This window comes from Streptomyces sp. NPDC044719 (assembly GCF_056433405.1).
Window position 1 is genome coordinate 823,628 of the sequence record NZ_JBWKHE010000003.1, and the last position, 21,146, is coordinate 844,773.

A 21,146-nucleotide genomic window follows, 5' to 3' on the forward strand; every position below is an offset into this window, starting at 1 on the left:
TGACTCCCGGCTGAAAGGAAACCGACACCGTGCGACCCGGCCGAGCCCTCGGTACACAGATCACCCTGGGAGGCGACCTCACCGTGGGCCGGCTCGGCTTCGGGGCGCTCCGGCTCACGGGCTCCCACCACTGGGGCCCGCCCGCCCGGCCGGACAAGGCCGCCGAGGTGGCACGGTGCGCGGTGGAGCTCGGCGCGACGTTCATCGACACCGCCGACGTCTACGGGCTCGGGGCGAACGAGGAACTGCTCGCGTCGGCGCTCCACCCCTACGCGCCGGGTCTGGTCGTCTCCACCAAGGCGGGTGAGGTCCGGCCCGGTCCCCACCAGTGGCGGGTGCTGGGCCGGCCCGACTACCTGCGCCAGCAGGCCGAGTTGAGCCTGCGCCGGCTGCGGCTCGAGCGCATCGAGCTCTTCCAGCTGCACCGGGTCGATCCCCAGGTGCCGCTGGAGGACCAGATCGGGGCGCTGAAGCAGCTCCAGGACGAGGGGAAGATCCGCCACATCGGGCTCTCCGAGGTGACGGTGGAGCAGATCGAGCAGGCCCGGCGCGTGGCACGCGTCGTGAGCGTGCAGAACAAGTACAACCTCTACGACCGGCGTTACGAGAAGGAGCTGGACCACTGCGAGCGGGAGGGCATCGCCTTCATCGCCTGGAAGCCGCTCGCCGGTACGGCCCGGCCGGCCCCGGACAGCGCGCTCGCCCGGGTCGCCGCGCAGACGGGTGCGACTACGACGCAGGTGGCACTCGCCTGGCTGCTGCACCGCTCACCGGTCCTGATGCCCATCCCGGGCACGGCTTCCCTGTCCCATCTGCGGGCCAACATGGCGTCGGCGGACATCGCCCTCGACGACGAGCAGCTGACCCTGCTCGACGGGGAGTGAGAAGCCGAAGAGTGCGAATCCTGGGAACGAGGAGCCGGGGAACGAGCAGGCCGGGGGCCACCGCCCCCGGCCCCGGCCCCGTCCAGGGGCTGTTGCCCCGGCGCGGTCAGACGCTCATTTCGCTCGCCACCGCCATCACGTACTCGCCGTACCCCGACCGGGACAGTTTCGCCCCGAGCCGGTGGCAGGCGTCGGCGTCGATGAAGCCCATGCGCAGGGCGACTTCCTCCAGGCAGGCGATCCGTACGCCCTGCCGGTCCTCCAGGGTCTGGACGTACTGGCCGGCCTGGAGCAGCGACTGCGGAGTGCCGGCGTCGAGCCAGGCGAATCCGCGGCCGAACGTGACGAGTTTCGCCCGGCCCTGTTCCAGATAGATCCGGTTGACGTCGGTGATTTCCAGTTCGCCGCGTGCCGACGGGCGTATTCCGCGAGCGATCTCCACGACGTCGTTGTCGTAGAGATAGAGCCCGGTGATGGCGAGATTCGATCGGGGCTTTTCGGGCTTCTCCTCCAGGGAGACGAGCCGGCCTGATTCGTCGACCTCGCCCACGCCGTAGCGCTCGGGATCGGTGACCGGATATCCGAAGAGGACACAGCCGTCGATGTCCCGGGAGTGCACGTCCAGGAGATCGTAGAAACCGTTTCCGTGGAAGATGTTGTCGCCGAGGACGAGGGCGACCGAGTCGTCGCCGATGTGGTCGGCCCCGGTGAGGAACGCCTGCGCGAGTCCGTTGGGAACGGGCTGCTCAGCGTAGGTGAGGGAGATCCCCAGGTGGCTGCCGTCGCCCAGCAGTTGACGCAGCTGAGGGATGTCGCCGGGCAGGGCGATGATGAGGATGTCCCGGACGTCGGCCAGCATCAGCGCCGACAGAGGGTAGTAGATCAACGGCTTGTCGTTGACGGGAAGCAACTGCTTCGAAACAGCCAGGGTGATCGGGTGTAAACGGCTGCCATAGCCGCCTGCCAGCACAATTCCTTTCACTGGCTCCTCCTTAGTCTGGGCATTCTCTGCGACAGTAGGCCGGAAGTATCCCGGCCGACAACAATCGCCCCGCCGATATCGACCGCGATACGAGGTGAGGGCGCCATGGTCACCTTCTGTTCAAGTCCGCTCGATCGGTTCTCGAGTCTGTTCCTTCCGAATCTGCATAGGGTGAACTTCGTGGCCGTTGTTGATCCTGACGGTCCCGAAAGAGCGAGAGGTATCGACCGCAAGGGGAGGAAGAACTGTCGTGGCGGCACTGACGAGCGAGAAACTCTTTGCCATCCTGCGCGAGTGCGCGGGGGAAGAGGAGTCCGTAACCAGCGCGGAAAACGCAGTTGACATGGAATTCACAGACCTCGGGTACGACTCGCTGGCCCTCCTGGAGACCGCGGCCCGGGTCTCGCGCGAGTACGACGTGGAGATCCCCGAAGGGGATCTTTCCGAAGTGACGACCCCTGCCGGGTTTATGGCCGTTGTCAACAGCCTGTTGAAGGTGGCTTGATTCGTTCGGCGGCACCCGCGGAACCCGGTCCGGCTGTTGATTGCGCAACCTGTTTTGTTGCTCTCGCAACGAAAATCCTGGCGCTGACAGCGCTTTCCTTTCTGGCGAAATTCTGTTCTCCCTGTGGGGAACTTGTGAACCGCCGGAGGCGTTGACGGTCGGTAGACCAGTAGCTTTCTGCGATCTATGGGGGAACGTCGTGAAGCTAGGAGTTTTAGGCCCACTTTCCGTGCAGGTCGAGGGTGATCTGCACACTCCGAGCGCACCGAAGATGAGAAGCGTTCTGGCCACATTGCTGGTGCACGCCGACCAGGTGGTACCCGTGTCGTCACTGATACGCGAACTCTGGGACGAGGAGCCTCCGGTCAGCTGCCTGACCACGCTGCAGACCTACATCCTCAACCTGCGCAAGTTGCTGGCGTCCGCGACGGGAATGACCGCCCGTCAGGTCGCCTCCGAGATCCTCGTGACCCGGTCCGGTGGCTACCTCTTCCGCACCACCCAGGGGGATCTGGACGTCCACCGGTTCCACCAGCTCGTCTCGGACGGACGCCGGGCGCTGTCGTCGGGGGACGACAGCACCGCGCTGTCCACCCTCTCCAGCGCGCTGCAGCTGTGGCGCGGACCCGCGCTCGTGGACGTCGTCGCCGGCCGGATCCTCGAAGGGCGGCGCCAGCAGTTCGAGGAGTCACGGCTGGTCGTCCTGGAGTATCTCGTCGACACCCAGCTGCGGCTCGGCATGTACCGCGAGGTCCTCACCGAACTCGCGGCCCTGACGGCCGACAACCCGTACCACGAGGGCCTGCACGCCCAGTACATGCGGGCCCTCTACCTCAACGGCCGGCGGGCGCAGGCCCTGGAGCTCTTCCAGCGCCTGCGGGTCAACCTGGTGAACCACCTCGGCCTCGAACCCGGCCCGATGGCCCAGGAACTGCACCGTTCCATCCTCAACGCGGAGTCGATCGACGCGCAGGGCAACCTCCGCAGGCCCACCGGGGACATCGTGCGGATGTCGTCCTCGGGCGCGGTGCGCGTCTACTGACACCACGTGGAGCCCTGTCCGAGGGGCGGACCGGGCTCCACGTGCTCCGTGGGCGGTCAGTGCGCGATCGACGCGCTGACGAACCTGACCGGGGTGGGCAGATGCAGCGGGCCCTCGCCGCGCAGCCGGTCCAGCTCGGTGGTCAGACGGTGGCGCAGCTGCCGGTTCTCGTACTCCGGGAGGTGCTGCCAGAGCAAGCGCATTCCCTGCGTGTGGGACCAGTCCACCCATGTTTCGCCGTCCGGCGCGCGCAGATCGATGTGTTCGTCGGCGATCTCCACGTCCTCGAATCCGGCGCGGACCATCGTCCGGGTCAGGTCGCCGGTGTCCTGAAGCCAACTGTTGAACCGTCGCTTCAGCGCGTCCGGCCGCCAGTCGGCCGGAAGGTTGCGCAGCAGGCGCTCGGGGATCAGGTCCGTGAACACGGGCGGCAGGAAGGGGAAGGTGTCCTCCGTGAAGACCGGGCTGGTGAAGGCGATCCGGCCGCCCGGCCGCAGCAGGGCCGCGTACCGGGGGAGCGCGGCCGGCGCGTCGGGCAGGAAGATCAGGCTGTAACTGCCGGTCACCACGTCGAAGGAGGCGGGCGGAAAGTCCGGGTGCTCGCCGTCCATGACCCGGACCTCCACGTGCCGGGTGCCGAGCGTGCCGGCCTGACGGCGGGCCTCCTCGACCATGGCCGGCGCGATGTCGATACCCAGCACATGGCCGGAGGGGCCCACCTTCTCCGCCGCCACGAACAGGGAAGCGCCCCGCCCGCATCCCACATCGAGAACACGCTGCCCGGGCTGCGGATCGGCCCTTTCCACCAGTCGCCGGCCCATCGGTGTGAAGAACTCGACGCCCAACTGGTCATAAGTCGCCGCGGCATTGTTGAACGCCTCGGTGACCGTCGATTTGTACTTCGTCTTGTCCATGGGTCCTCCGGGTGACGAAAGCCGACCCGACCACCCTGGCCCGTCCCTCTGAAATGTGGGTCGGAAGGCGCTCGGTGGCCGCTCGAAACCGGCTTGTCAACGGGTCGAGCCGGTGCGGAAAAGGATTGTTGCGAAGAGGCGCGGAAGTCAGGATGAACTCATCGACGACCGACAAGGAGTGCCGACCGTGAGCGATCGCATCGACATTGTTCGCCGCATGGTGAACAGCTACAACACCGGAAAGACGGACGACGTCGCCGAGTTCATCCACGAGGAGTACCTCAATCCCGGAGCCCTGGAACACATGCCGGAACTGCGCGGTCCCGAGGCGTTCGCACTCGCGGTGAAGTGGTTGAAGCTCACTTTCTCCGAGGACGCGCATCTGGAGGAGATCGGCTACGAGGAGAATGGCAGCTGGGTGCGGGCGAAACTCGCCCTGTACGGACGTCAGGTGGGCGAACTCGTAGGAATGCCCGCCACCGGGCGGAAGTTCTCCGGCGAACAGATTCACCTCATCCGGATCGTCGACGGAAAGATCCGCGACCACCGCGACTGGCCCGACTACCTCGGCACCTACCGCCAGCTCGGCGAGCCCTGGCCCACCGAGGAGGGCTGGCGCCCCTGAGCAGCGCCTTTGTTCCGGCACACCGACGCCCAAGGGAAGGAACACGGTGAGCTCTTCCGCACCCGGGGGACCCCTGGAACCGACCGACCAGGACCTCGACGTACTCCTGAAGAACCTCGGCAACCTGGTGACCCCGATGGCCCTGAGGGTCGCCGCGACGCTTTGCCTGGTCGATCACCTCCTGGCCGGAGCCGGCACCGTCGCCTCCCTGGCCGACCGTACGGGCACCCACCCCCAGGCGCTCTCCCGCCTGGTCAGGCACCTGACCGTCGTCGGTGTCCTGGAGGGCGGAGAGAAGCCGGACCAGCCGCTGCGCCCGACCCGGCTCGGGATGCTCCTCGCCGACGGCCACCCGGCCCAGCAGCGGGCCTGGCTGGACCTGAACGGGGCCGTCTCCCACGCCGACCTGGCCTTCACCGGGCTCCTCGACGTGGTCCGCACCGGCCGCCCCGCCTACGCCGGGCGGTACGGGCGGCCCTTCTGGGAGGACCTCTCGGCGGACGTGGCACTGGCCGACTCCTTCGACGCGCTCATGTCCTGCGACGAGGACCTGGCCTACGAGGCCCCGGCCGACGCCTACGACTGGTCGGCGGTCCGGCACGTCCTCGACGTGGGCGGCGGCAACGGCGGCATGCTCGCGGCGATCGCTCAGCGGGCCCCGCACCTGAGGGGCACCCTGGTCGAACTCGCGGGTCCCGCCGAGCGGGCCCGGCGCAGGTTCGCGGACGCCGGCCTGGCCGACCGGGTCACGGTGGCGGAGGGCGACTTCTTCAAGCCGCTGCCCGTCACCGCCGACGTCGTCCTGCTGTCGTTCGTCCTGCTCAACTGGTCCGACGAGGACGCGCTGACGATCCTGCGCGGCTGCGTCAGGGCGCTGGAGCCGGGAGGCAGGATCCTGGTCCTCGACCGTGCCGACGTCGAGGGGGACGGTGCCGACCGGTTCTTCAGCACGCTGCTCGACCTGCGGATGCTGACCTTCATGGGGGGACGGGTGCGCACCCGGGACGAGGTCGTGGCCCTGGCCGCGCCGGCCGGTCTCGCCCTGGCCTCGGAGCGCACGAGCGGCTCCACGACCCTCCCGTTCGACTTCTCGATCCTCGAGTTCACGGCCGTGTCCGAGGAAGCGGCCCCGGCCCTCCCAGCACAGGAGTAGACACATGTCCGAACGCATCGTGCCGAGCGGGGACGTCGAGCTGTGGAGCGACGACTTCGGTGACCCGGCGGACCCGGCGCTGCTGCTCGTCATGGGCGGCAACCTCTCCGCCCTCGGCTGGCCCGACGAGTTCGCCCGGCGGCTCGCCGACGGCGGCCTCCACGTCATCCGCTACGACCACCGCGACACCGGCCGCTCCACCACCCGCGACTTCGACGGGCACCCCTACGGCTTCGGCGAGCTGGCCGCCGACGCGGTCGCCGTCCTCGACGGCTGGGGCGTCGACCGGGCCCATGTGGTCGGCCTGTCGATGGGGGCGACCATCGCCCAGGTCATCGCGCTCGACCACCACGACCGGCTGAGCAGTCTGACCATGATGCTGGGCGGCGGGCTCGACATCGACTTCGACGCCAACATCGAGCGCGTGATGCGCGGCGAACCCACGCTGGACGGCCTGCCCGGGCCCCAGCAGCCGTTCCTGGACGCGCTCGCCCTGATGAACCAGCCGGCCGAGGGACGGGCCGCCGAGGTGGCCAAGCGCGTGAGCAAGTGGCGCATCCTCTCCGGCACGGGTGTGCCGTTCGACGACGCCGAGTACGCGCGATGGGAGGAACGGGCGATCGACCACGCGGGCGGCGCGCTCACCGAGCCGTACGCGCACTACTCACTGACCCTGCCGCCGCCGGCCCGGGCCGCCGAGCTGCGCGACGTCACCGTGCCGACCCTGGTCATCCAGGCCGAGCACGACCCGATCGCCCCCGCGCCGCACGGCAAGCACCTCGCCGGGCTCATACCCACCGCCCGCCTCGCGGAGATCCCGGGCATGGGGCACGCCCTGCCCTCCTCGGTCCACGGGCCGCTCGCCGAGGTCATCCTCGCCCACACCCGCTCGGCGGCCTGACCGTGGCGGACGAGCAGCGCGCGGGAGAGACGATGTACGGGGCGGACCTCGCCCGGGTCTACGACCTGGTGCACCGGGAGCGGGGCAAGGACTACCGGGCCGAGACCGAGGCGGTCGCCGCCGCGGCCCGGCGGAGCAGGCCGGGGGCCGGACGGCTGCTCGACGTCGCGTGCGGCACCGGAGGGCATCTGCGGCACTTCGCCGACCTCTTCGCCCACGTCGAGGGAGTGGAGCTGTCGGAGCCGATGGCCGAGGAGGCCCGGGCCGCGCTGCCCGGGGTGACCGTGCACGCGGGCGATATGCGCGACTTCCGCCTCGGCACCACCTTCGACGTCGTGACCTGTATGTTCGGCTCCATCGGCTATATGACGTCGGTCGATGAACTCGGCCAGGCACTGCGGATGTTCGCCCGGCATCTGGAGCCGGGCGGGGTGGCCGTGGTCGACCCGTGGTGGTTCTACGAGACGTTCGCCGACGGCCATGTCTCCGCCGACATCGTGACCGTCGACGGCATCACCGTCTCCCGGGTCTCGCACTCCGCCCGCCGGGGCCGTACCTCGCACATGGACGTGCACTTCGTGGTCGCCGAACCCGGCGCCGGAGCCCAGCACTTCGTCGACACCCACATCATCTCCCTGTTCAGCCGCGCCGAGTACGAACAGGCCTTCCGGGAGGCCGGCTTCGCGGTCGAGTACCTCCCCGAGGCGCCGTCGGGCCGCGGCCTGTTCGTCGGCGTCCGGGCGTGAACCGAGCGGCGGGAACCCGCAAGAAACGACGAGAGAGGTATGGCATGAACGACCACGAGGTCGATGTTCTGGTGGTGGGTGCGGGCCTCGGCGGCCTGTCGACGGCGATGTTCCTCGCCCGGCAGGGTGTCCGCGTGCTCGTGGTGGAGCGCAGGACGGGCCTCTCGCCCTATCCGCGGGCCGCCGGGCAGAACCCGCGGACCATGGAGCTGCTGCGCATCGGGGGCGTCGCGGACGAGGTGGTCCGGGCCGACGACATCCGCGGCAACCAGGGCGACTTCGTCATCCGGCTCGCCCAGAGCGTGCGGGGCGAGATCCTGCGGACCGTCTCGGAGAGCTTCGACGACATGGTGGCCGCCACCGAGCCGTGCACGCCGGCCGGCTGGGCGATGCTCTCCCAGGACAAGCTGGAGCCGATCCTGCTCGCGCAGGCGAAGAAGCACGGCGGCGCCATCCGCTTCGACACCCGGCTGCTGTCGTTCCGCCAGGCCGCCGACGGCGCCGGTGTGACGGCCCGGCTGGCGGGGCCGGACGGCGAGTACGACCTGCGCGCCGGGTACCTCGTGGGCGCCGACGGCAACCGCAGCCTGGTACGGGAGTCGCTGGGCATCGGGCGGTACGGGCACGGCACGCTGACCCACATGGTCGGGGTCATCTTCGACGCGGACCTCTCCGGGATCATGGAGCCGGGCACGACCGGCTGGTACTACCTCCACCACCCGGAGTTCACGGGCACGTTCGGGCCCACGGACCGGCCCGACCGGCACACCCTCTTCGTCGAGTACGACCCCGGCAAGGGCGAGAGCCCCGAGGACTTCACACCGGAGCGCTGTGTCGAACTCATCGGCCTCGCCCTGGACGCCCCCGAGGTGAAGCCCGAGCTGGTCGACATCCAGGGCTGGGAGATGGCGGCCCGGATCGCCGAACGCTGGCGCGAGGGGCGGGTGTTCCTGGTCGGTGACGCGGCGAAGGTCACCCCGCCGACCGGGGGCATGAGCGGCAACGCGGCCGTCGCCGACGGCTTCGACCTGGCCTGGAAGCTGGCGGCGGTGCTGCAGGGGCAGGCCGGGGCGGGCCTCCTCGGTACGTACGAGGACGAGCGCAAGATCGCCGCGGAGCTGGTCGTCGCCGAGGCGCTGGCGATCTACGCGCAGCGGATGGCGCCGCACATGGCGGATGTGTGGGACAAGTCGGTGGGGTACCCCGAGACGCTGCTCGGGTTCCGCTACCGGTCCTCGGCGGTGCTGGCCACGGACGACGACCCGGCGCGGGTGGAGAACCCGATGACGCCGAGCGGGCGTCCCGGTTTCCGCGGGCCGCATGTGCCGGTGGCGCTTCACGGGGAGCGGCTCTCGACGGTCGAACTGTTCGGCGACGGCTGGACGTTGCTGGCCGGGGAGCTCGGGTCGGACTGGGTCGCGGCGGCGGAGGCGGTCTCGGTGGAGCTGGGGGTGCCGGTGAGGGCGTACCGGGTCGGGGCGGGGCTGACCGACGCCGAGAACCTGGTGTCCGAGCGTTATGGCATCGGGAAGGCGGGGGCGAGTCTGGTGCGGCCGGACGGGATCGTGGCTTGGCGTTGTGATGAGGCGGCGGTTGATGCGGGGGCGACGCTTGAGGGGGTTCTGCGTCGGGTTCTTGACCGCTGAAGGAATGGCTTCGCGCCCCGCCGGATGATTTGGCGGGGCGCGGTGTCGTTGGCGGGTGCGGGCAGGCGGCTGCGGGCAGTGGGGGCTGTTCGCGCAGTTCCCCGCGCCCCTAGGTGCCTTCAGCTGAGCCCTGTGTTCCGCGCCAAGGCGTCATGCGGGCGGGACTTGGGGTCGCCGATGAGTTTGGCCGCTCGGCGGACGCGGTCGACGAGCAGGGCCTGGCGTTGGATCGCCGACGTGTCGGCCAAGGGGCCGGTGCCCGTGAGGGCCGCTCGGACGAAGGCGTCCATCGCGTTGAAGACCTGGTTGTCCTCGGGCAGCGACCGCTCCGTCGTCACGTCCTGCTGCTCGATCCTGACCACCGGCTTGAGCTGCTCGGGGGGCGTGAAGGCGCGCCGGACGCTCACCCGGCCCCGGTTGCCCCACAGCGCGTAGGTCGACCGGTAGGAGTGCTCGAAGCCGAAGTCCAGCTGGGCCGTCACCCCCCGGTCGTCGCTCAGCAGCACACTGCCCGCCACATCGGCCCCGGTCGCCTCGTCGACGCGCAGACACGCCCCGAGGACATCGAGTTCCCCGGTGAGGTACAGCTGGGCCGCGCGCAGGGGATAGACCCCGACGTCGAGCAGCGCGCCTCCGCCCAGGGCCGGCTGGTACCGGAACGAGTCCGGAGCCAGCGGCGGCACCGCGAACGAGCCCGAGAACAGCCGCAGTTCCCCCACGGACTCGTCGAGCATCGCGCGTACCGCCGCGTGCTGGGAATGGTGCAGGAACATGAAGTTCTCGGCGAGCACGAGCCCGAGTTCCGAAGCGGTCGACATCAGCTCGAGAGTTTTCTCGTACGTGTCCGACATCGGTTTCTCGACCAGCACGTGCTTTCCCGAACGCAAAGCCCGCAGCGCCCACTCGTGATGCATGCCGGGCGGCAGCGGAATATAGACGGCGTCAAGGTCGTCCCGCTCGACGAGTGCCTCGTAATCGCCCACGCCACGGCAGCCGAAAACCGCCCCCACCCGCTCGGCCCGGTCCTTGTCCCGGCTGGCCACAGCCACGAGGTCGACGTGGTCATGCGCGGCGAGCACGGGCATGATCCGGCGTATCGCGATGTTCGCCGTGCCGATCACGCCCATTCGGAGCGCCCGTTGCTGACGGTGCTCTGGCATAGGGATCCTCATCACCTTGCGGGAGTCCAGTGGGTTCCCCACCGTACGACCGGGGGATCAAGCACTGCTTGAGGAACGGTGGATACGGAAAACGGCAGTTCGAGTGTTCTTCTAATACGGCCCCGTACCTTGCCGAGGTAATCGGATGACGGAGGTGGCGGGGTGACGGCGGCGACGAATGCCCTGGGGCGCGAACTGCAACTCGTCCACGCGGCACAGTGGCTCTACGCGATCAACGCGGAGCCGTTCGTACCGGGGGCGGGTGACCCGTACGCCCGGCTGGTACGGGGATTCGAGATCGGCGAGGACGGCACGGACGGGACGGACGACGCGGGCGGAACCCTCGCGGCGATCGCGGAGCGGGGGCCGGTGTGGCGCAGCCGGCTCGACACCTGGGTCGTCACCGGCCCCGCGGCGCTGCGGGAGCTGTCCGCCGGCGCGGAACCGGCGGTGTCCGCCGCGGTGCCGCAGGCGGAGGCATGGCTGCCCGAAGCGGAGCGACAGCGCACGACGGAACTCGCCCGGGACCTGGCGCGGCGGGGCGGGACGAGGGCCGTGGGGAAGCGGGCCGGATCATTGCGGGAGCTGGCCGGACAGGCCGCGGCCCGGCTCGGCCCTGGCCCGGTCGACCTGGTGGCGGACTTCGCCGAGCCGCTGACCGCGGCCGGGTTCGCCGCGCTCCTGGACGTCCCCGAGGAGCGGCGCGCGGCGTTCGCCGCCGACCTCGCCGCGGCGGCCCCGGCCGTGGACGCGCTGCTCTGCCCGCAGACGCAGGAGACGACGCGGCGGCTGGCGGCGGGCGTGCGCGGACTCCGGGAACTCTTCGCCGGGCGCGCCCACGCGGAGGCGGACCTGGTGCTCGCGGTGGCCGGGGCCCGGGCCGCGGCCGACCTGCTCGGCGACGCGCTGCGCAGGGTCCTCGACCGGCCCGGCGAGTGGGAGCCGCTGCGCTCGGACCCCGCGCACGCGGCCCGGCTGGTCGACGAGGTCCTGTACCACCGGCCGCCATGGCGGGCGTGCCCCTTGGTGGCCCTGACCGCGACGGAGGTGGCAGGCACCCGCATCGAAGCGGGCGACACCGTCACCGCCGTCACGACCACCACCGCCGGGACCGGCGGGGCCGCCGCCCTCACCGAAACCGCCGGGGCTCCCGGCATCACGGAGGCCGCCGGGGCCGCCGGAACCACCGCCACCGGCGGAGCCCTCGGCGGCACGGAGGCCGCCGCGGCCGCGGGCACCACCGCGACCGGCGCGATCGCCGCGCCCGGCGACACCACCAAGACCCCCGGTGCCTCCACCGCCCTTCCCGTGGCCGCCTGCGCAACCCTGCTCCCGGCCGCGCGGGCGCTCGCCGGGCACGCGCTGGTGGCGCTGGCCGCGCGGGTCCCGGTGCCGCGGCCGGACGGCGAGCCGGTGCGCGTGCGCCGGGCGCCCCTGACCCGGCGCCTGGTCAGGCTGCCGGCCCGACTCGGCGAGGAGGAGACGCGATGAGGGTTCTGTTCACCTCACTGGCCCACCACACCCACTACTACCCGCTCGTACCGCTCGCGTGGGCGCTGCGCACCGCCGGCCACGAGGTGCGCATCGCCAGCCAGCCCGAGCTGACCGACGTCATCACCGGTACGGGGCTGACCGCCGTCCCCGTGGAGTGGTCGCTCGGCGCCCTGGAGGACCTCGGGCTGCTCGGCAAGCTCCACGACGAGGCCTCGGCCCACGTCCAGGGCTTCGACTACGCCGCCCGGGGCGAACACCCCTGGGACTACGAGCAGTTGCTGGCACTGGAGAACATCATGGTGCCCACGCTCTACGGCGCGCTCAACAACGACACCATGGTCGACGCCCTCGTGGACTTCGCCCGCTCCTGGCAGCCCGACCTCGTCGTCTGGGAGACCTTCACCCTCGCCGGGGCCATCGCGGCCCGGGTGACGGGCGCGGCGCACTGCCGGCTGGTCTCGGGCCCCGACATCAGCGTGCGGGCCCGCAAGGAGTTCCTGCGGCTGGCCGCTGAGCAGGAGCCGGAGCACCGCGAGGACCCCACCGCCGAGTGGCTGGAGCGCACTCTGCGGCGGCTGGGATCCGACGCCGGGTTCGACGAGGACATGGTCACCGGGCAGTGGACGGTCAACACCACACCGCCCAGCACCCAGCTCGACCTGAAACTGCCGACCGTGCAGGTGCGCCACGTGCCGTACAACGGCCCGGCGGTGGTGCCGGACTGGCTGCGGGCCGAACCCGGGCGCAGCCGCGTCTGTGTGACGCTCGGCTCCTCGGCCTCCGACGTCGGCGTCGACATGGCCGAGCTGCTGGCCCACCTCGCGGAGCTGGACGCGGAGATCGTCGCGACCGTCGACGAGGCGACCCGCGAGGCCGCGGGGGACCTGCCGGACAACGTACGCCTGGTCGACTTCGTCCCGCTCAACGACCTGCTGCCCACGTGCGACGCGATCGTGCACCACGGCGGTGTCGGCACCAAGGCGACGGCCGAACTGCACGCCGTGCCCCAGCTCATCCTGGCCTTCGGCTGGGACACCGAGGTCATGGGGCGCGGACTCGAGGACATCGGCGCCGGCCTGTGCGTGCCGAGCGGCGACCTGCTTCCGGACGTCCTGCGCAAGCAGGTCCAGCGGCTGGTCAGTGAGCCGTCGTTCGCGCAGGGCGCCCGCCGGCTCCAGGAGGAACTGCTCGCCGTGCCCAGCCCCAACGAGGTCGTTCCGGTGCTGGAACGGCTGGTCGCCGAGCACGGCACGAACGGCTCAGTCCACGACCGAGGGTGAGGGATCCAGACGTGACGGACACCAAGGCGCTGGTGCTGGAACTGGCGCGCAAGTACCACAAGGAACAGGAACCGCGCGGGTTCGAACCCGGGGTCACGCCGATCCTGTCCTCGGGGGCGGTCCTCGACGAGGAGGACCGGAACGCCCTGGTCGAGGCGGCGCTGGAGATGCGGATCGCCGCCGGGGTGCGCACCCGGAAGTTCGAGAGCGAGTTCGCCCGCTACTTCCGGCTGCGCAAGGCCCACATGGTGAACTCGGGATCGTCGGCCAACCTGCTGGCGGTCAGCGCGCTCACCTCGCCGAAGCTGAAGGACCTGCGGCTGCGCCCCGGCGACGAGGCCATCACGGTCGGCGCCGGCTTCCCGACCACCATCAACCCGCTCGTCCAGAACGGCCTGACACCGGTCTTCGTGGACGTGGAACTGGGCACCTACAACGCCTCCCTGGCCCAGATCGAGGCGGCGATCTCCCCGCGCACCAGGCTCATCATGATCGCGCACGCCCTGGGCAACCCGTTCCCCGTCGCCGAGGTCGCGGAACTGGCCCGCAAGCACGACCTGTTCTTCATCGAGGACAACTGCGACGCCGTCGGCTCCACCTACGGGGGCAGGCTCACCGGCACCTTCGGCGACCTGTCGACCGTGAGCTTCTACCCCGCCCACCACATCACCGCAGGCGAGGGCGGCTGTGTCCTCACGGCGAGTCTGGAACTGGCCCGGATCGTCGAGTCGATGCGCGACTGGGGCCGGGACTGCTGGTGCGAACCGGGCACGGACAACACCTGCCTGAAGCGGTTCGACTACCAGATGGGCACCCTCCCGGCCGGCTACGACCACAAGTACATCTTCTCCCACGTCGGCTACAACCTGAAGGCAACCGACCTCCAAGGAGCCCTGGCGCTCAGCCAGTTGAAGAAGGTCGACGACTTCGGCGCGGCCCGCCGGCACAACTGGCAGCGGCTGCGCGACGGCCTGGCCGATGTGCCCGGACTGCTGCTGCCGCGGGCCACCCCGGGCAGCGACCCGAGCTGGTTCGGCTTCGCCCTGACCGTGCTGCCCGACGCGGGCTTCACCCGCAGGGACCTGGTCGACTTCCTGGAGGGCCGCAGGATCGGCACCCGCCGGCTGTTCGGCGGGAACATCACCCGCCATCCCGCCTACCAGGACGTGCGCTACCGGATCGTGGACGAGCTGGTCAACTGCGACACCGTCACGGAGGACACCTTCTGGATCGGCGTCTATCCGGGGCTCACCAAAGAAATGCTCGACTACGTCGTCGAGTCCATCACCGAGTTCTGCACGCGAGAGGGCTGATCGGACGATGTCCACCATGGCCACACCAACCAGCCGGGTCGCCGTCGTCACCGGCGCCACCAGTGGGATCGGCCTCGCCGTCACCCGGTCCCTGGCCGCCGTCGGCCACCGCGTGTTCCTCTGCGCCCGGGACGCCGACCGGGTCGCGCTCACGGTCAAGGAGCTGCGCGCCGAGGGCCACGACGTGGACGGCGCCGTCTGCGACGTACGGGACGTGGCGAGCATCGAGGCGCTGATGGACGCGGCGGTGGAGCGCTACGGGCCCGTCGAGGTGCTCGTCAACAACGCCGGCCGCAGCGGCGGAGGCCAGACGCACACCATCGCCGACGAGCTGTGGGACGACGTGATGGCCACCAACCTGGACAGCGTCTTCCGCGTCACCCGTGCCGCCCTGACCACCGGCCGTATGCGGGAGGGGAGCTGGGGCCGGGTCGTCAACATCGCCTCCACCGGAGGCAAGCAGGGCGTGGTGCTGGGCGCCCCCTACTCCGCCTCCAAGCACGGCGTCGTCGGCTTCACCAAGGCCCTCGGCCTGGAACTGGCCAAGTCCGGGATCACGGTCAACGCGGTGTGCCCCGGCTATGTGGAGACGCCCATGGCGGTACGGGTCAGGCAGGGCTACGCCGCCGCCTGGGAGACCTCCGAGGAGGAGGTGCTCGACCGGTTCCAGGCCAAGATCCCGCTCGGCCGCTACACCACGCCCGACGAGGTTGCGGGCATGGTCGGCTATCTGCTGACCGACGCGGCATCGTCCGTCACCGCGCAGGCGATCAACGTCTGCGGCGGGCTGGGAAACTACTGAGGAGAGCCATGTCGGACGAGACCGTGCACACCACCGTCCACGAGATCGAGGTGCGTGCCCCGGCCGGGGCGGTGTTCGACCTGGTCGCCGAGGCCTCCCGCTGGCCCGTGCACTTCCCGCCGAGCGTGCACGTCGAGCGCCTGGAGGGCGACGACCGGCAGGAGCGGCTGAGGATCTGGGCGACGGCCAACGACGAGGTCAAGTGCTGGACCTCGCGCCGCGAACTGGACCGCGCCGGACTGCGGGTGGCGTTCCGGCAGGAGGAGTCGCGGGCGCCGGTGCGGAGCATGAGCGGCGAGTGGCTGCTCGAGCCGCTCGGCGACCAGGGGACCCGGGTGCGGTTCACCCACACCTTCACCGCCGTCGACGACGCCCCCGAGCACGTCGAGTGGATCCGCCGGGCCATCGACACCAACACCGCGTCCGAACTGGAGGCCCTGCGCCGGGGTGTGGAGGACGCTGACCCGGAGCTCACCTTCACGTTCGACGACAGCGTGCGCGTCGACGGCTCCGCGAAGGACGCCTACGAGTTCATCCGCGCGGCCGACCGCTGGACGGAGCGGCTGCCGCACGTCGCCCGGGTCGTCCTCACCGAGGACACTCCGAACGAGCAGATCCTGGAGATGGACACGCTCACCGCCGACGGCGCGACCCACACCACCCGTTCGGTGCGCGTCTGCTTTCCGGCCGAGCGGATCGTCTACAAGCAGATTCAGACCCCCGCGCTGATGGCCGCCCACACCGGCGAGTGGATCTTCGAGGAGGACGACAAGGGCTGCACGGTCACCTCCCGGCACACCGTGCGGATCGCGCCGGAAGCGGTGACGAGCGTCCTGGGTCCGCAGGCGGACGTGGCCGCCGCCCGCACCATGATCCGGGACGCCCTCGGCCGCAACAGCCTCACGACGCTGCGGTGCGCGGCCGGCCACGCCGAGCGGCTGCGCGGCACCGAGCCGGTCCCCGCCGAGACGTATGTCGCCGTGCAGCAGTTCTACGCCCGGCAGATGCGGCTCCTCGACGAGCGGCGGGCCGAGGAGTGGGCGCGGACGTTCACCGAGGACGGCGTCTTCGCGCAGAACATCGTCCCCGAGCCCCTGCGCGGCCGGGACGCCGTCGCCGCCGCCGTACGCCGCAACCTGGAGCGCACGGTGGACACACCGGAACAACGGCGGCACGTCTTCTCCATGCTCACCGTCGTGCCCGGCCCCGACGGCTCCCTGAACACCCGCTGCTACGCACAGGTCCTGGTCACCCCGGCGGGTGGGCCGGCCAGGCTGCACCTGAGCGCGGTGTGCGAGGACGAACTGGTCCCGCACGGCGACGGCTGGCTGGTGCGCCACCGCAGGGTGGAGCACGACGGCGTCTGAGCCGCCGCCCCGGGCACACACGTCGACGGGCCGCACCGGTTGCAGGTGCGGCCCGTTGGTGTGCGGTCGGCCTTCCATGCGGCCTGGCGGCCCGCCGTCCGGGCGGCGGGACCACGGTGCTCGAGCGGCACGTGGCGGCGGCCCGGACTCCGCCCGGCCCGGCGGAGTGCGGCCTGGCTCCGGTCCCGACACGTGGGGCCCGGCAGGCCTTGCGGTCCGGGCCCTAGGTGTCACCCCGTGCCGCCCGGCCCGTCGTGCCGTCGGGCGGGGGAGTGGTCAGGTGAGGGAGAGGCCGCCGTCGACCGGGACGACCGCGCCCGTCATGTAGCGGCCCTCGGGGTCGGCCAGCGTGGTGATCCACCAGGCCACGTCCTCGGGCCTGGCGACCCGCCCCAGCGGGATCCGCTCGGCGAGCTGACCGAGGAACCCCTGGTACTGCTCGGCGGACATGCCGACACGCTCACCGATGCCGGTGTCGGTCACGCCCGGGGCGACCGACACCACCCGGATACCGCGCGGCGCCAGCTCCACGGCCCAGGTGCGGGTGAAGTGGTTCAGCGCCGCCTTCGTCGCCCAGTAGACCGAGTTGTCGGGGAACCCCTGGATGCCGAGAGAACCGGCCGAGCTGACGTTGACGATGGTGCCGCCGGTCGCCTCCAGTGCCTCCAGCGCGGCCTGCGCGACGAAGGCCGGGGCGATCAGGTTGACGGCGACCTGCTGCTCGGTCGCGGCCCGGTCGAGTTTGGCGAGCGGCGCGAACGTGCCGGTCCCGGCGTTGTTGACCAGCACGTCCACCCGCCCGAATGCCTGCAGCGCGGCCTCCACCACCGTTTCGCCGGCCCCCGGCTCGGTGATGTCCGCCACCAGGGTGCGGATGCCGTCGTGGCCCTCGGCCGTCTCGTCGAGGGCGGCGGCGGTGCGGCCCACGACCAGGACACGGTCTCCCTGCCCGGCGAAGCGGCGGGCCGTCGCACGGCCGATTCCGGTGCCGCCACCAGTGATGATCACAGTCCTAGGAGTCATGCCGGGACGCTACGGGCGAGGCCTCGAAGCCGGGTCGAGGTCAGCCCGCCGGCCGGTCGTCCCGGGTGATGTGCCGCTCGGCCACGAGCAGTTCGCCGTCCCGCCGGACCAGCCGGTCGCGCATCACGCAGGACAGCTCCAGGCGCGGGGCGCCGCCCCGCGGGGTCGCCAGGATCTGTACGTACGAGACGGTCTCGGTGCCGGCGCCGGCGCCGGTGCCCCGGGCGGTCGTCATGGTCACCCAGTGGCGGTGCGTCTCCCCGGCCGCGGCCCGCCCCTCGACCGCCGCCCGCGCGCCCGCGGCGATGCCGTCCCGGCCCCGGACGGGCTCCGTCATCGACGGGGCCTTGAAGACGGCGTCGGGCGTGAACGTGGCTGCCCACGCCTCCGCCTCGCCGCCGTCGAGCAGCTGCATGTGGCGGGCGTAGAACTGCTCGATCTCGGTGTCGTTCATGAACAACCTCCCCTGCGACGGTTCTCCGGGCCCGATCCTGGCGCACCCCTGTCGATTCCCGGTCGAGACGGCCGTGCGGTCGTCGAGCGGTCTTCCAATGCCTTCCGAGCGGCTGCGGCCAGGCTGGCCGGGTCGTCCAGGAGGTGACCGTGCGCATCATTGACCTGTCCTCGCCGGTGGACGCCGGCTCGTTCGAACCGGACCCCGTGGTCCACGAGGTGATGTCCCCACGCGAGGGCGCGCTGCACATGCGCGACGAGATGCGGCGCCACTTCGACATCGAGTTCGACCCCGACGACCTGCCCGACGGTGAGTTCCTCTCGCTGGACCGGCTGAGTCTGACCACCCACACCGGCACGCACGTCGACGCGCCCTCGCACTACGGCTCCCGCACGACGTACGGCACCGGCGTGCCCCGGCACATCGACGCGATGCCGCTGGAGTGGTTCCTCGCGCCCGGGGTCGTCCTGGACGTCCGGGGCCGCGAGGCCGGCGTGGTCGACGCGGCGGACCTGCGCAAGGAGCTCGACCGGATCGGCTACACGCTCGCCCCGTCCGACATCGTGCTCCTGCACACCGGCGCCTCCGCGTGGTCCGGCACGAGCCGGTACTTCACCGACTTCGTCGGTCTCGACGCGAGCGCCATCGCCTTCCTGCTCGACGAGGGCATCCGGGTCGTCGGCACCGACGCGTTCAGCCTGGACGCGCCGTTCACCACGATCATCGCCGAGTACCGGCGGACCGGGGACCCCGCCGTGCTCTGGCCGGCCCATGTCGCCGGACGCCACCGGGAGTACTGCCAGATCGAGCGGCTCGCGGGCCTCGAGGAGCTGCCCGCACCGTACGGCTTCCAGGTGGCCTGCTTCCCGGTGAAGGTCGCCGGCGCCGGGGCCGGCTGGGCGCGCGCGGTCGCCCTCGTCGACGACCAGGCCCCCCTGACCAGCCCCTGACCCGAGGAGAAACCATGTACAGCACCGACCTCGCCGAGGTCTACGAGACGGTGTACCGCAGCCGGGGCAAGGACTGGGCGGCGGAGGCCGAGGACATCGCGGCCGTGGCCCGCCGGCACGCCCCGGGCGCCGACACGCTGCTCGACGTGGCCTGTGGCACCGCCGCCCATCTCGGCCCCTTCAGCAAGCTCTTCGCCACGGCGGAGGGTCTGGAGATCGCCGCGCCGATGCGTGATCTGGCGCTCGAGCGGTGGCCCGGCCTGACCATCCACGAGGGCGACATGCGCGACTTCGACCTCGGCCGCCGGTACTCCGTCGTCACCTGCATGTTCTGCGCCATCGGCTATCTGGGCAGCGTCGAGGAGATGCGCTCCGCCGTGGCCTCGATGGCCCGTCACCTCGACCCGGGCGGTGCGCTGATCATCGAACCCTGGTGGTTCCCCGAGCAGTTCAAGGAGGGGTTCGTGGCCGGGGACCTGGCCCGCGAGGGCGAGCGGACCGTCGCCCGGATCTCCCACTCCACCCTCCAGGGGCGCGCGACCCGGATGGAGGTCCGCTTCCTCGTCGGCGAGCCGTCGGGCATCCGGACCTTCACCGAGATCGACGTACTGACCCTGTTCACGCGTGACGAGTACGAGCAGGCGTTCAAGGACGCCGGCTGCTCCGTCACGTACCAGCCGGGCCCGCCGACCGGCCGCGGGCTCTTCGTCGGAGTCAAGGAGCGGGAGGTGTCCGGGCGATGACCACCTACGTCTGGGACTATCTGCGGGAGTACGCCGAGGAGCGCGAGGAACTCCTCGACGCCGTCGACACGGTGTTCCAGTCCGGTCAGCTCGTCCTCGGGGAGAGCGTCTCCCGCTTCGAGCAGGAGTTCGCCGCCTACCACGGGCAGCCGCACTGCGTCGGCGTCGACAACGGCACCAACGCGATCGTCCTCGGCCTCCAGGCGCTCGGCGTGAAGCCGGGCGACGACGTGATCACGGTGTCCAACACGGCGGCCCCCACCGTCCTGGCCATCGACGCCGTGGGAGCCCGGCCGGTCTTCGTCGACGTGCGCGAGGAGGACTACCTCATGCGCACCGACCTGCTCGAGGACGCGCTCACCGAGCGGACCACGGCGATCGTGCCGGTGCACCTGTACGGGCAGTGCGTCGACATGGCCGCGGTGACCGCCTTCGCGAAGCGCCACGGCCTGAAGGTCCTGGAGGACTGCGCCCAGGCCCACGGCGCCCGCCACCACGGCCGGCTCGCCGGGACCATGGGCGACGCCGCGGCCTTCTCCTTCTACCCGACGAAGGTCCTCGGGGCGTACGGCGACGGCGGAGCGGTGGTCACCCACGACGCCGGCACCGACGCGGAGCTGCGCCGGCTGCGCTACTACGGCATGGAGGACAGGTACTACGTTGTCCAGACTCCCGGGCACAACAGCCGCCTCGACGAGGTCCAGGCCGAGATCCTCCGCCGCAAGCTACGGCGCCTCGACACCTACGTCGAGGGCCGGCGGCGCGTGGCGCGGCGCTACGCGGAAGAGCTGGGGGACACCGGCCTGGTCCTGCCCGAGAACGCGGTGGGCAATGATCACGTCCACTACGTCCACGTGGTCCGCCACCCCGAGCGGGACCGGATCATCGAGCGGCTCAAGGCGTACGACATCGAGCTGAACATCAGCTACCCCTGGCCGGTGCACACGATGTCCGGCTTCGCGCACCTCGGCTACCACGAGGGCGATCTGCCGGTCACCGAGCGGCTGGCGAAGGAGATCTTCTCGCTGCCGATGTACCCCTCGCTGCCGCAGCACGTCCAGGAGAAGGTGATCGAGGCGCTGCGCGAGGTGATCGCCGGCCTGTGACGCCCTGCGCCTGTACGAAACGCCGTGTCCCGGTGAGGCAGTCCGCCTCACCGGGA

Annotated in this window: 21 protein-coding genes; 16 read left to right on the top strand and 5 right to left on the bottom strand. The window is 70.9% G+C overall.

Translation table 11 applies throughout. The annotated features are described in order from the left end of the window. Positions 1–29 precede the first annotated feature (29 nt). On the top strand, positions 30–884 hold the full coding sequence (locus tag AC07DF_RS15305; RefSeq protein WP_478970748.1) for an aldo/keto reductase: 855 nt from the start codon (positions 30–32) through the stop codon (positions 882–884). 106 nt (positions 885–990) lie between these two features. Here the strand turns inward: AC07DF_RS15305 and rfbA are convergent, their stop codons facing one another. Next, a complete protein-coding gene (rfbA, locus tag AC07DF_RS15310; RefSeq protein ID WP_478970750.1) occupies positions 991–1,866 on the bottom strand; it encodes a glucose-1-phosphate thymidylyltransferase RfbA in 876 nt (291 codons plus the stop codon). Between the two features lie 250 nt (positions 1,867–2,116). On the opposite strand from rfbA, the gene AC07DF_RS15315 reads away from it, so the two are divergent. Then, positions 2,117–2,371 carry an acyl carrier protein gene (locus AC07DF_RS15315; protein ID WP_478970752.1) on the top strand — a complete coding sequence of 85 codons (255 nt, stop codon included), beginning with the start codon at positions 2,117–2,119 and terminating at the stop codon, positions 2,369–2,371. 322 nt (positions 2,372–2,693) lie between these two features. Beyond that, the gene (locus tag AC07DF_RS15320) at positions 2,694–3,413 is read left to right on the top strand and encodes an AfsR/SARP family transcriptional regulator (RefSeq protein WP_229845503.1); all 720 of its coding nucleotides are present in this window, start codon (positions 2,694–2,696) and stop codon (positions 3,411–3,413) included. 56 nt (positions 3,414–3,469) lie between these two features. On the opposite strand, the gene AC07DF_RS15325 is transcribed toward AC07DF_RS15320, so the two are convergent. Further along, entirely contained in the window at positions 3,470–4,327 is an 858-nt protein-coding gene (locus tag AC07DF_RS15325) for a class I SAM-dependent methyltransferase (RefSeq protein WP_478970755.1), read from the bottom strand. Positions 4,328–4,514: 187 nt separating this feature from the next. Here AC07DF_RS15325 and AC07DF_RS15330 point away from each other — a divergent pair, with 187 nt between their 5' ends. Genes AC07DF_RS15330 through rdmE form a run of 5 tightly spaced genes read left to right on the top strand, consistent with a single transcriptional unit; the run spans position 4,515 to position 9,398 of the window. Then, positions 4,515–4,952 carry an ester cyclase gene (locus AC07DF_RS15330; RefSeq protein WP_261681994.1) on the top strand — a complete coding sequence of 146 codons (438 nt, stop codon included), beginning with the start codon at positions 4,515–4,517 and terminating at the stop codon, positions 4,950–4,952. 46 nt (positions 4,953–4,998) lie between these two features. After that, positions 4,999–6,105 (top strand): methyltransferase, encoded by a 1,107-nt coding sequence (locus AC07DF_RS15335; protein WP_478970757.1) that lies wholly within the window; start codon positions 4,999–5,001, stop codon positions 6,103–6,105. Positions 6,106–6,109: 4 nt separating this feature from the next. Beyond that, positions 6,110–7,006 carry an anthracycline biosynthesis tailoring methylesterase RdmC gene (gene rdmC / locus AC07DF_RS15340; protein WP_478970759.1) on the top strand — a complete coding sequence of 299 codons (897 nt, stop codon included), beginning with the start codon at positions 6,110–6,112 and terminating at the stop codon, positions 7,004–7,006. Between the two features lie 32 nt (positions 7,007–7,038). Then, positions 7,039–7,752: a class I SAM-dependent methyltransferase gene (locus tag AC07DF_RS15345; RefSeq protein WP_478970997.1), complete on the top strand. Its 714-nt coding sequence runs from the start codon at positions 7,039–7,041 to the stop codon at positions 7,750–7,752. Between the two features lie 44 nt (positions 7,753–7,796). Continuing rightward, positions 7,797–9,398, top strand: coding sequence for an aklavinone 12-hydroxylase RdmE (rdmE, locus tag AC07DF_RS15350; protein WP_478970761.1), 1,602 nt, complete (start codon positions 7,797–7,799; stop codon positions 9,396–9,398). Positions 9,399–9,517: 119 nt separating this feature from the next. Here rdmE and AC07DF_RS15355 read toward each other — a convergent pair whose 3' ends face one another. Continuing rightward, complete coding sequence (locus AC07DF_RS15355) at positions 9,518–10,525, bottom strand: Gfo/Idh/MocA family protein (protein ID WP_478970999.1); 1,008 nt, start codon at positions 10,523–10,525, stop codon at positions 9,518–9,520. Positions 10,526–10,720: 195 nt separating this feature from the next. Here AC07DF_RS15355 and AC07DF_RS15360 point away from each other — a divergent pair, with 195 nt between their 5' ends. From AC07DF_RS15360 to AC07DF_RS15380, 5 genes are read left to right on the top strand one after another with little or no spacing between them, the layout of a single operon-like run. Next, positions 10,721–12,049 (top strand): cytochrome P450 family protein, encoded by a 1,329-nt coding sequence (locus AC07DF_RS15360; protein ID WP_478970763.1) that lies wholly within the window; start codon positions 10,721–10,723, stop codon positions 12,047–12,049. Next, entirely contained in the window at positions 12,046–13,332 is a 1,287-nt protein-coding gene (locus AC07DF_RS15365) for an activator-dependent family glycosyltransferase (protein ID WP_478970765.1), read from the top strand. Before AC07DF_RS15360 ends, AC07DF_RS15365 begins: the two co-directional genes overlap by 4 nt. An 11-nt stretch (positions 13,333–13,343) precedes the next feature. Beyond that, positions 13,344–14,645 (top strand): lipopolysaccharide biosynthesis protein RfbH, encoded by a 1,302-nt coding sequence (gene rfbH / locus AC07DF_RS15370; protein WP_478970767.1) that lies wholly within the window; start codon positions 13,344–13,346, stop codon positions 14,643–14,645. Between the two features lie 16 nt (positions 14,646–14,661). After that, a complete protein-coding gene (locus tag AC07DF_RS15375; RefSeq protein ID WP_478970769.1) occupies positions 14,662–15,447 on the top strand; it encodes an SDR family NAD(P)-dependent oxidoreductase in 786 nt (261 codons plus the stop codon). An 8-nt stretch (positions 15,448–15,455) separates the two neighbouring features. Beyond that, the gene (locus AC07DF_RS15380; RefSeq protein WP_478970771.1) at positions 15,456–16,814 is read left to right on the top strand and encodes a nuclear transport factor 2 family protein; all 1,359 of its coding nucleotides are present in this window, start codon (positions 15,456–15,458) and stop codon (positions 16,812–16,814) included. A gap of 276 nt (positions 16,815–17,090) precedes the next feature. Here the strand turns inward: AC07DF_RS15380 and AC07DF_RS15385 are convergent, their stop codons facing one another. Then, positions 17,091–17,822, bottom strand: coding sequence for an SDR family NAD(P)-dependent oxidoreductase (locus AC07DF_RS15385; RefSeq protein WP_478971000.1), 732 nt, complete (start codon positions 17,820–17,822; stop codon positions 17,091–17,093). Positions 17,823–17,877: 55 nt separating this feature from the next. Next, positions 17,878–18,291 (bottom strand): nuclear transport factor 2 family protein, encoded by a 414-nt coding sequence (locus tag AC07DF_RS15390; RefSeq protein WP_478970773.1) that lies wholly within the window; start codon positions 18,289–18,291, stop codon positions 17,878–17,880. A 149-nt stretch (positions 18,292–18,440) separates the two neighbouring features. Here AC07DF_RS15390 and AC07DF_RS15395 point away from each other — a divergent pair, with 149 nt between their 5' ends. From AC07DF_RS15395 to AC07DF_RS15405, 3 genes are read left to right on the top strand one after another with little or no spacing between them, the layout of a single operon-like run. Beyond that, positions 18,441–19,241 (top strand): cyclase family protein, encoded by an 801-nt coding sequence (locus tag AC07DF_RS15395; RefSeq protein WP_478970775.1) that lies wholly within the window; start codon positions 18,441–18,443, stop codon positions 19,239–19,241. A gap of 14 nt (positions 19,242–19,255) precedes the next feature. Then, positions 19,256–19,984, top strand: coding sequence for a class I SAM-dependent methyltransferase (locus AC07DF_RS15400; protein ID WP_478970777.1), 729 nt, complete (start codon positions 19,256–19,258; stop codon positions 19,982–19,984). Next, on the top strand, positions 19,981–21,090 hold the full coding sequence (locus AC07DF_RS15405; protein ID WP_478970779.1) for a DegT/DnrJ/EryC1/StrS family aminotransferase: 1,110 nt from the start codon (positions 19,981–19,983) through the stop codon (positions 21,088–21,090). The genes AC07DF_RS15400 and AC07DF_RS15405 overlap by 4 nt, the downstream gene beginning before the upstream one ends. Positions 21,091–21,146: the final 56 nt, after the last annotated feature.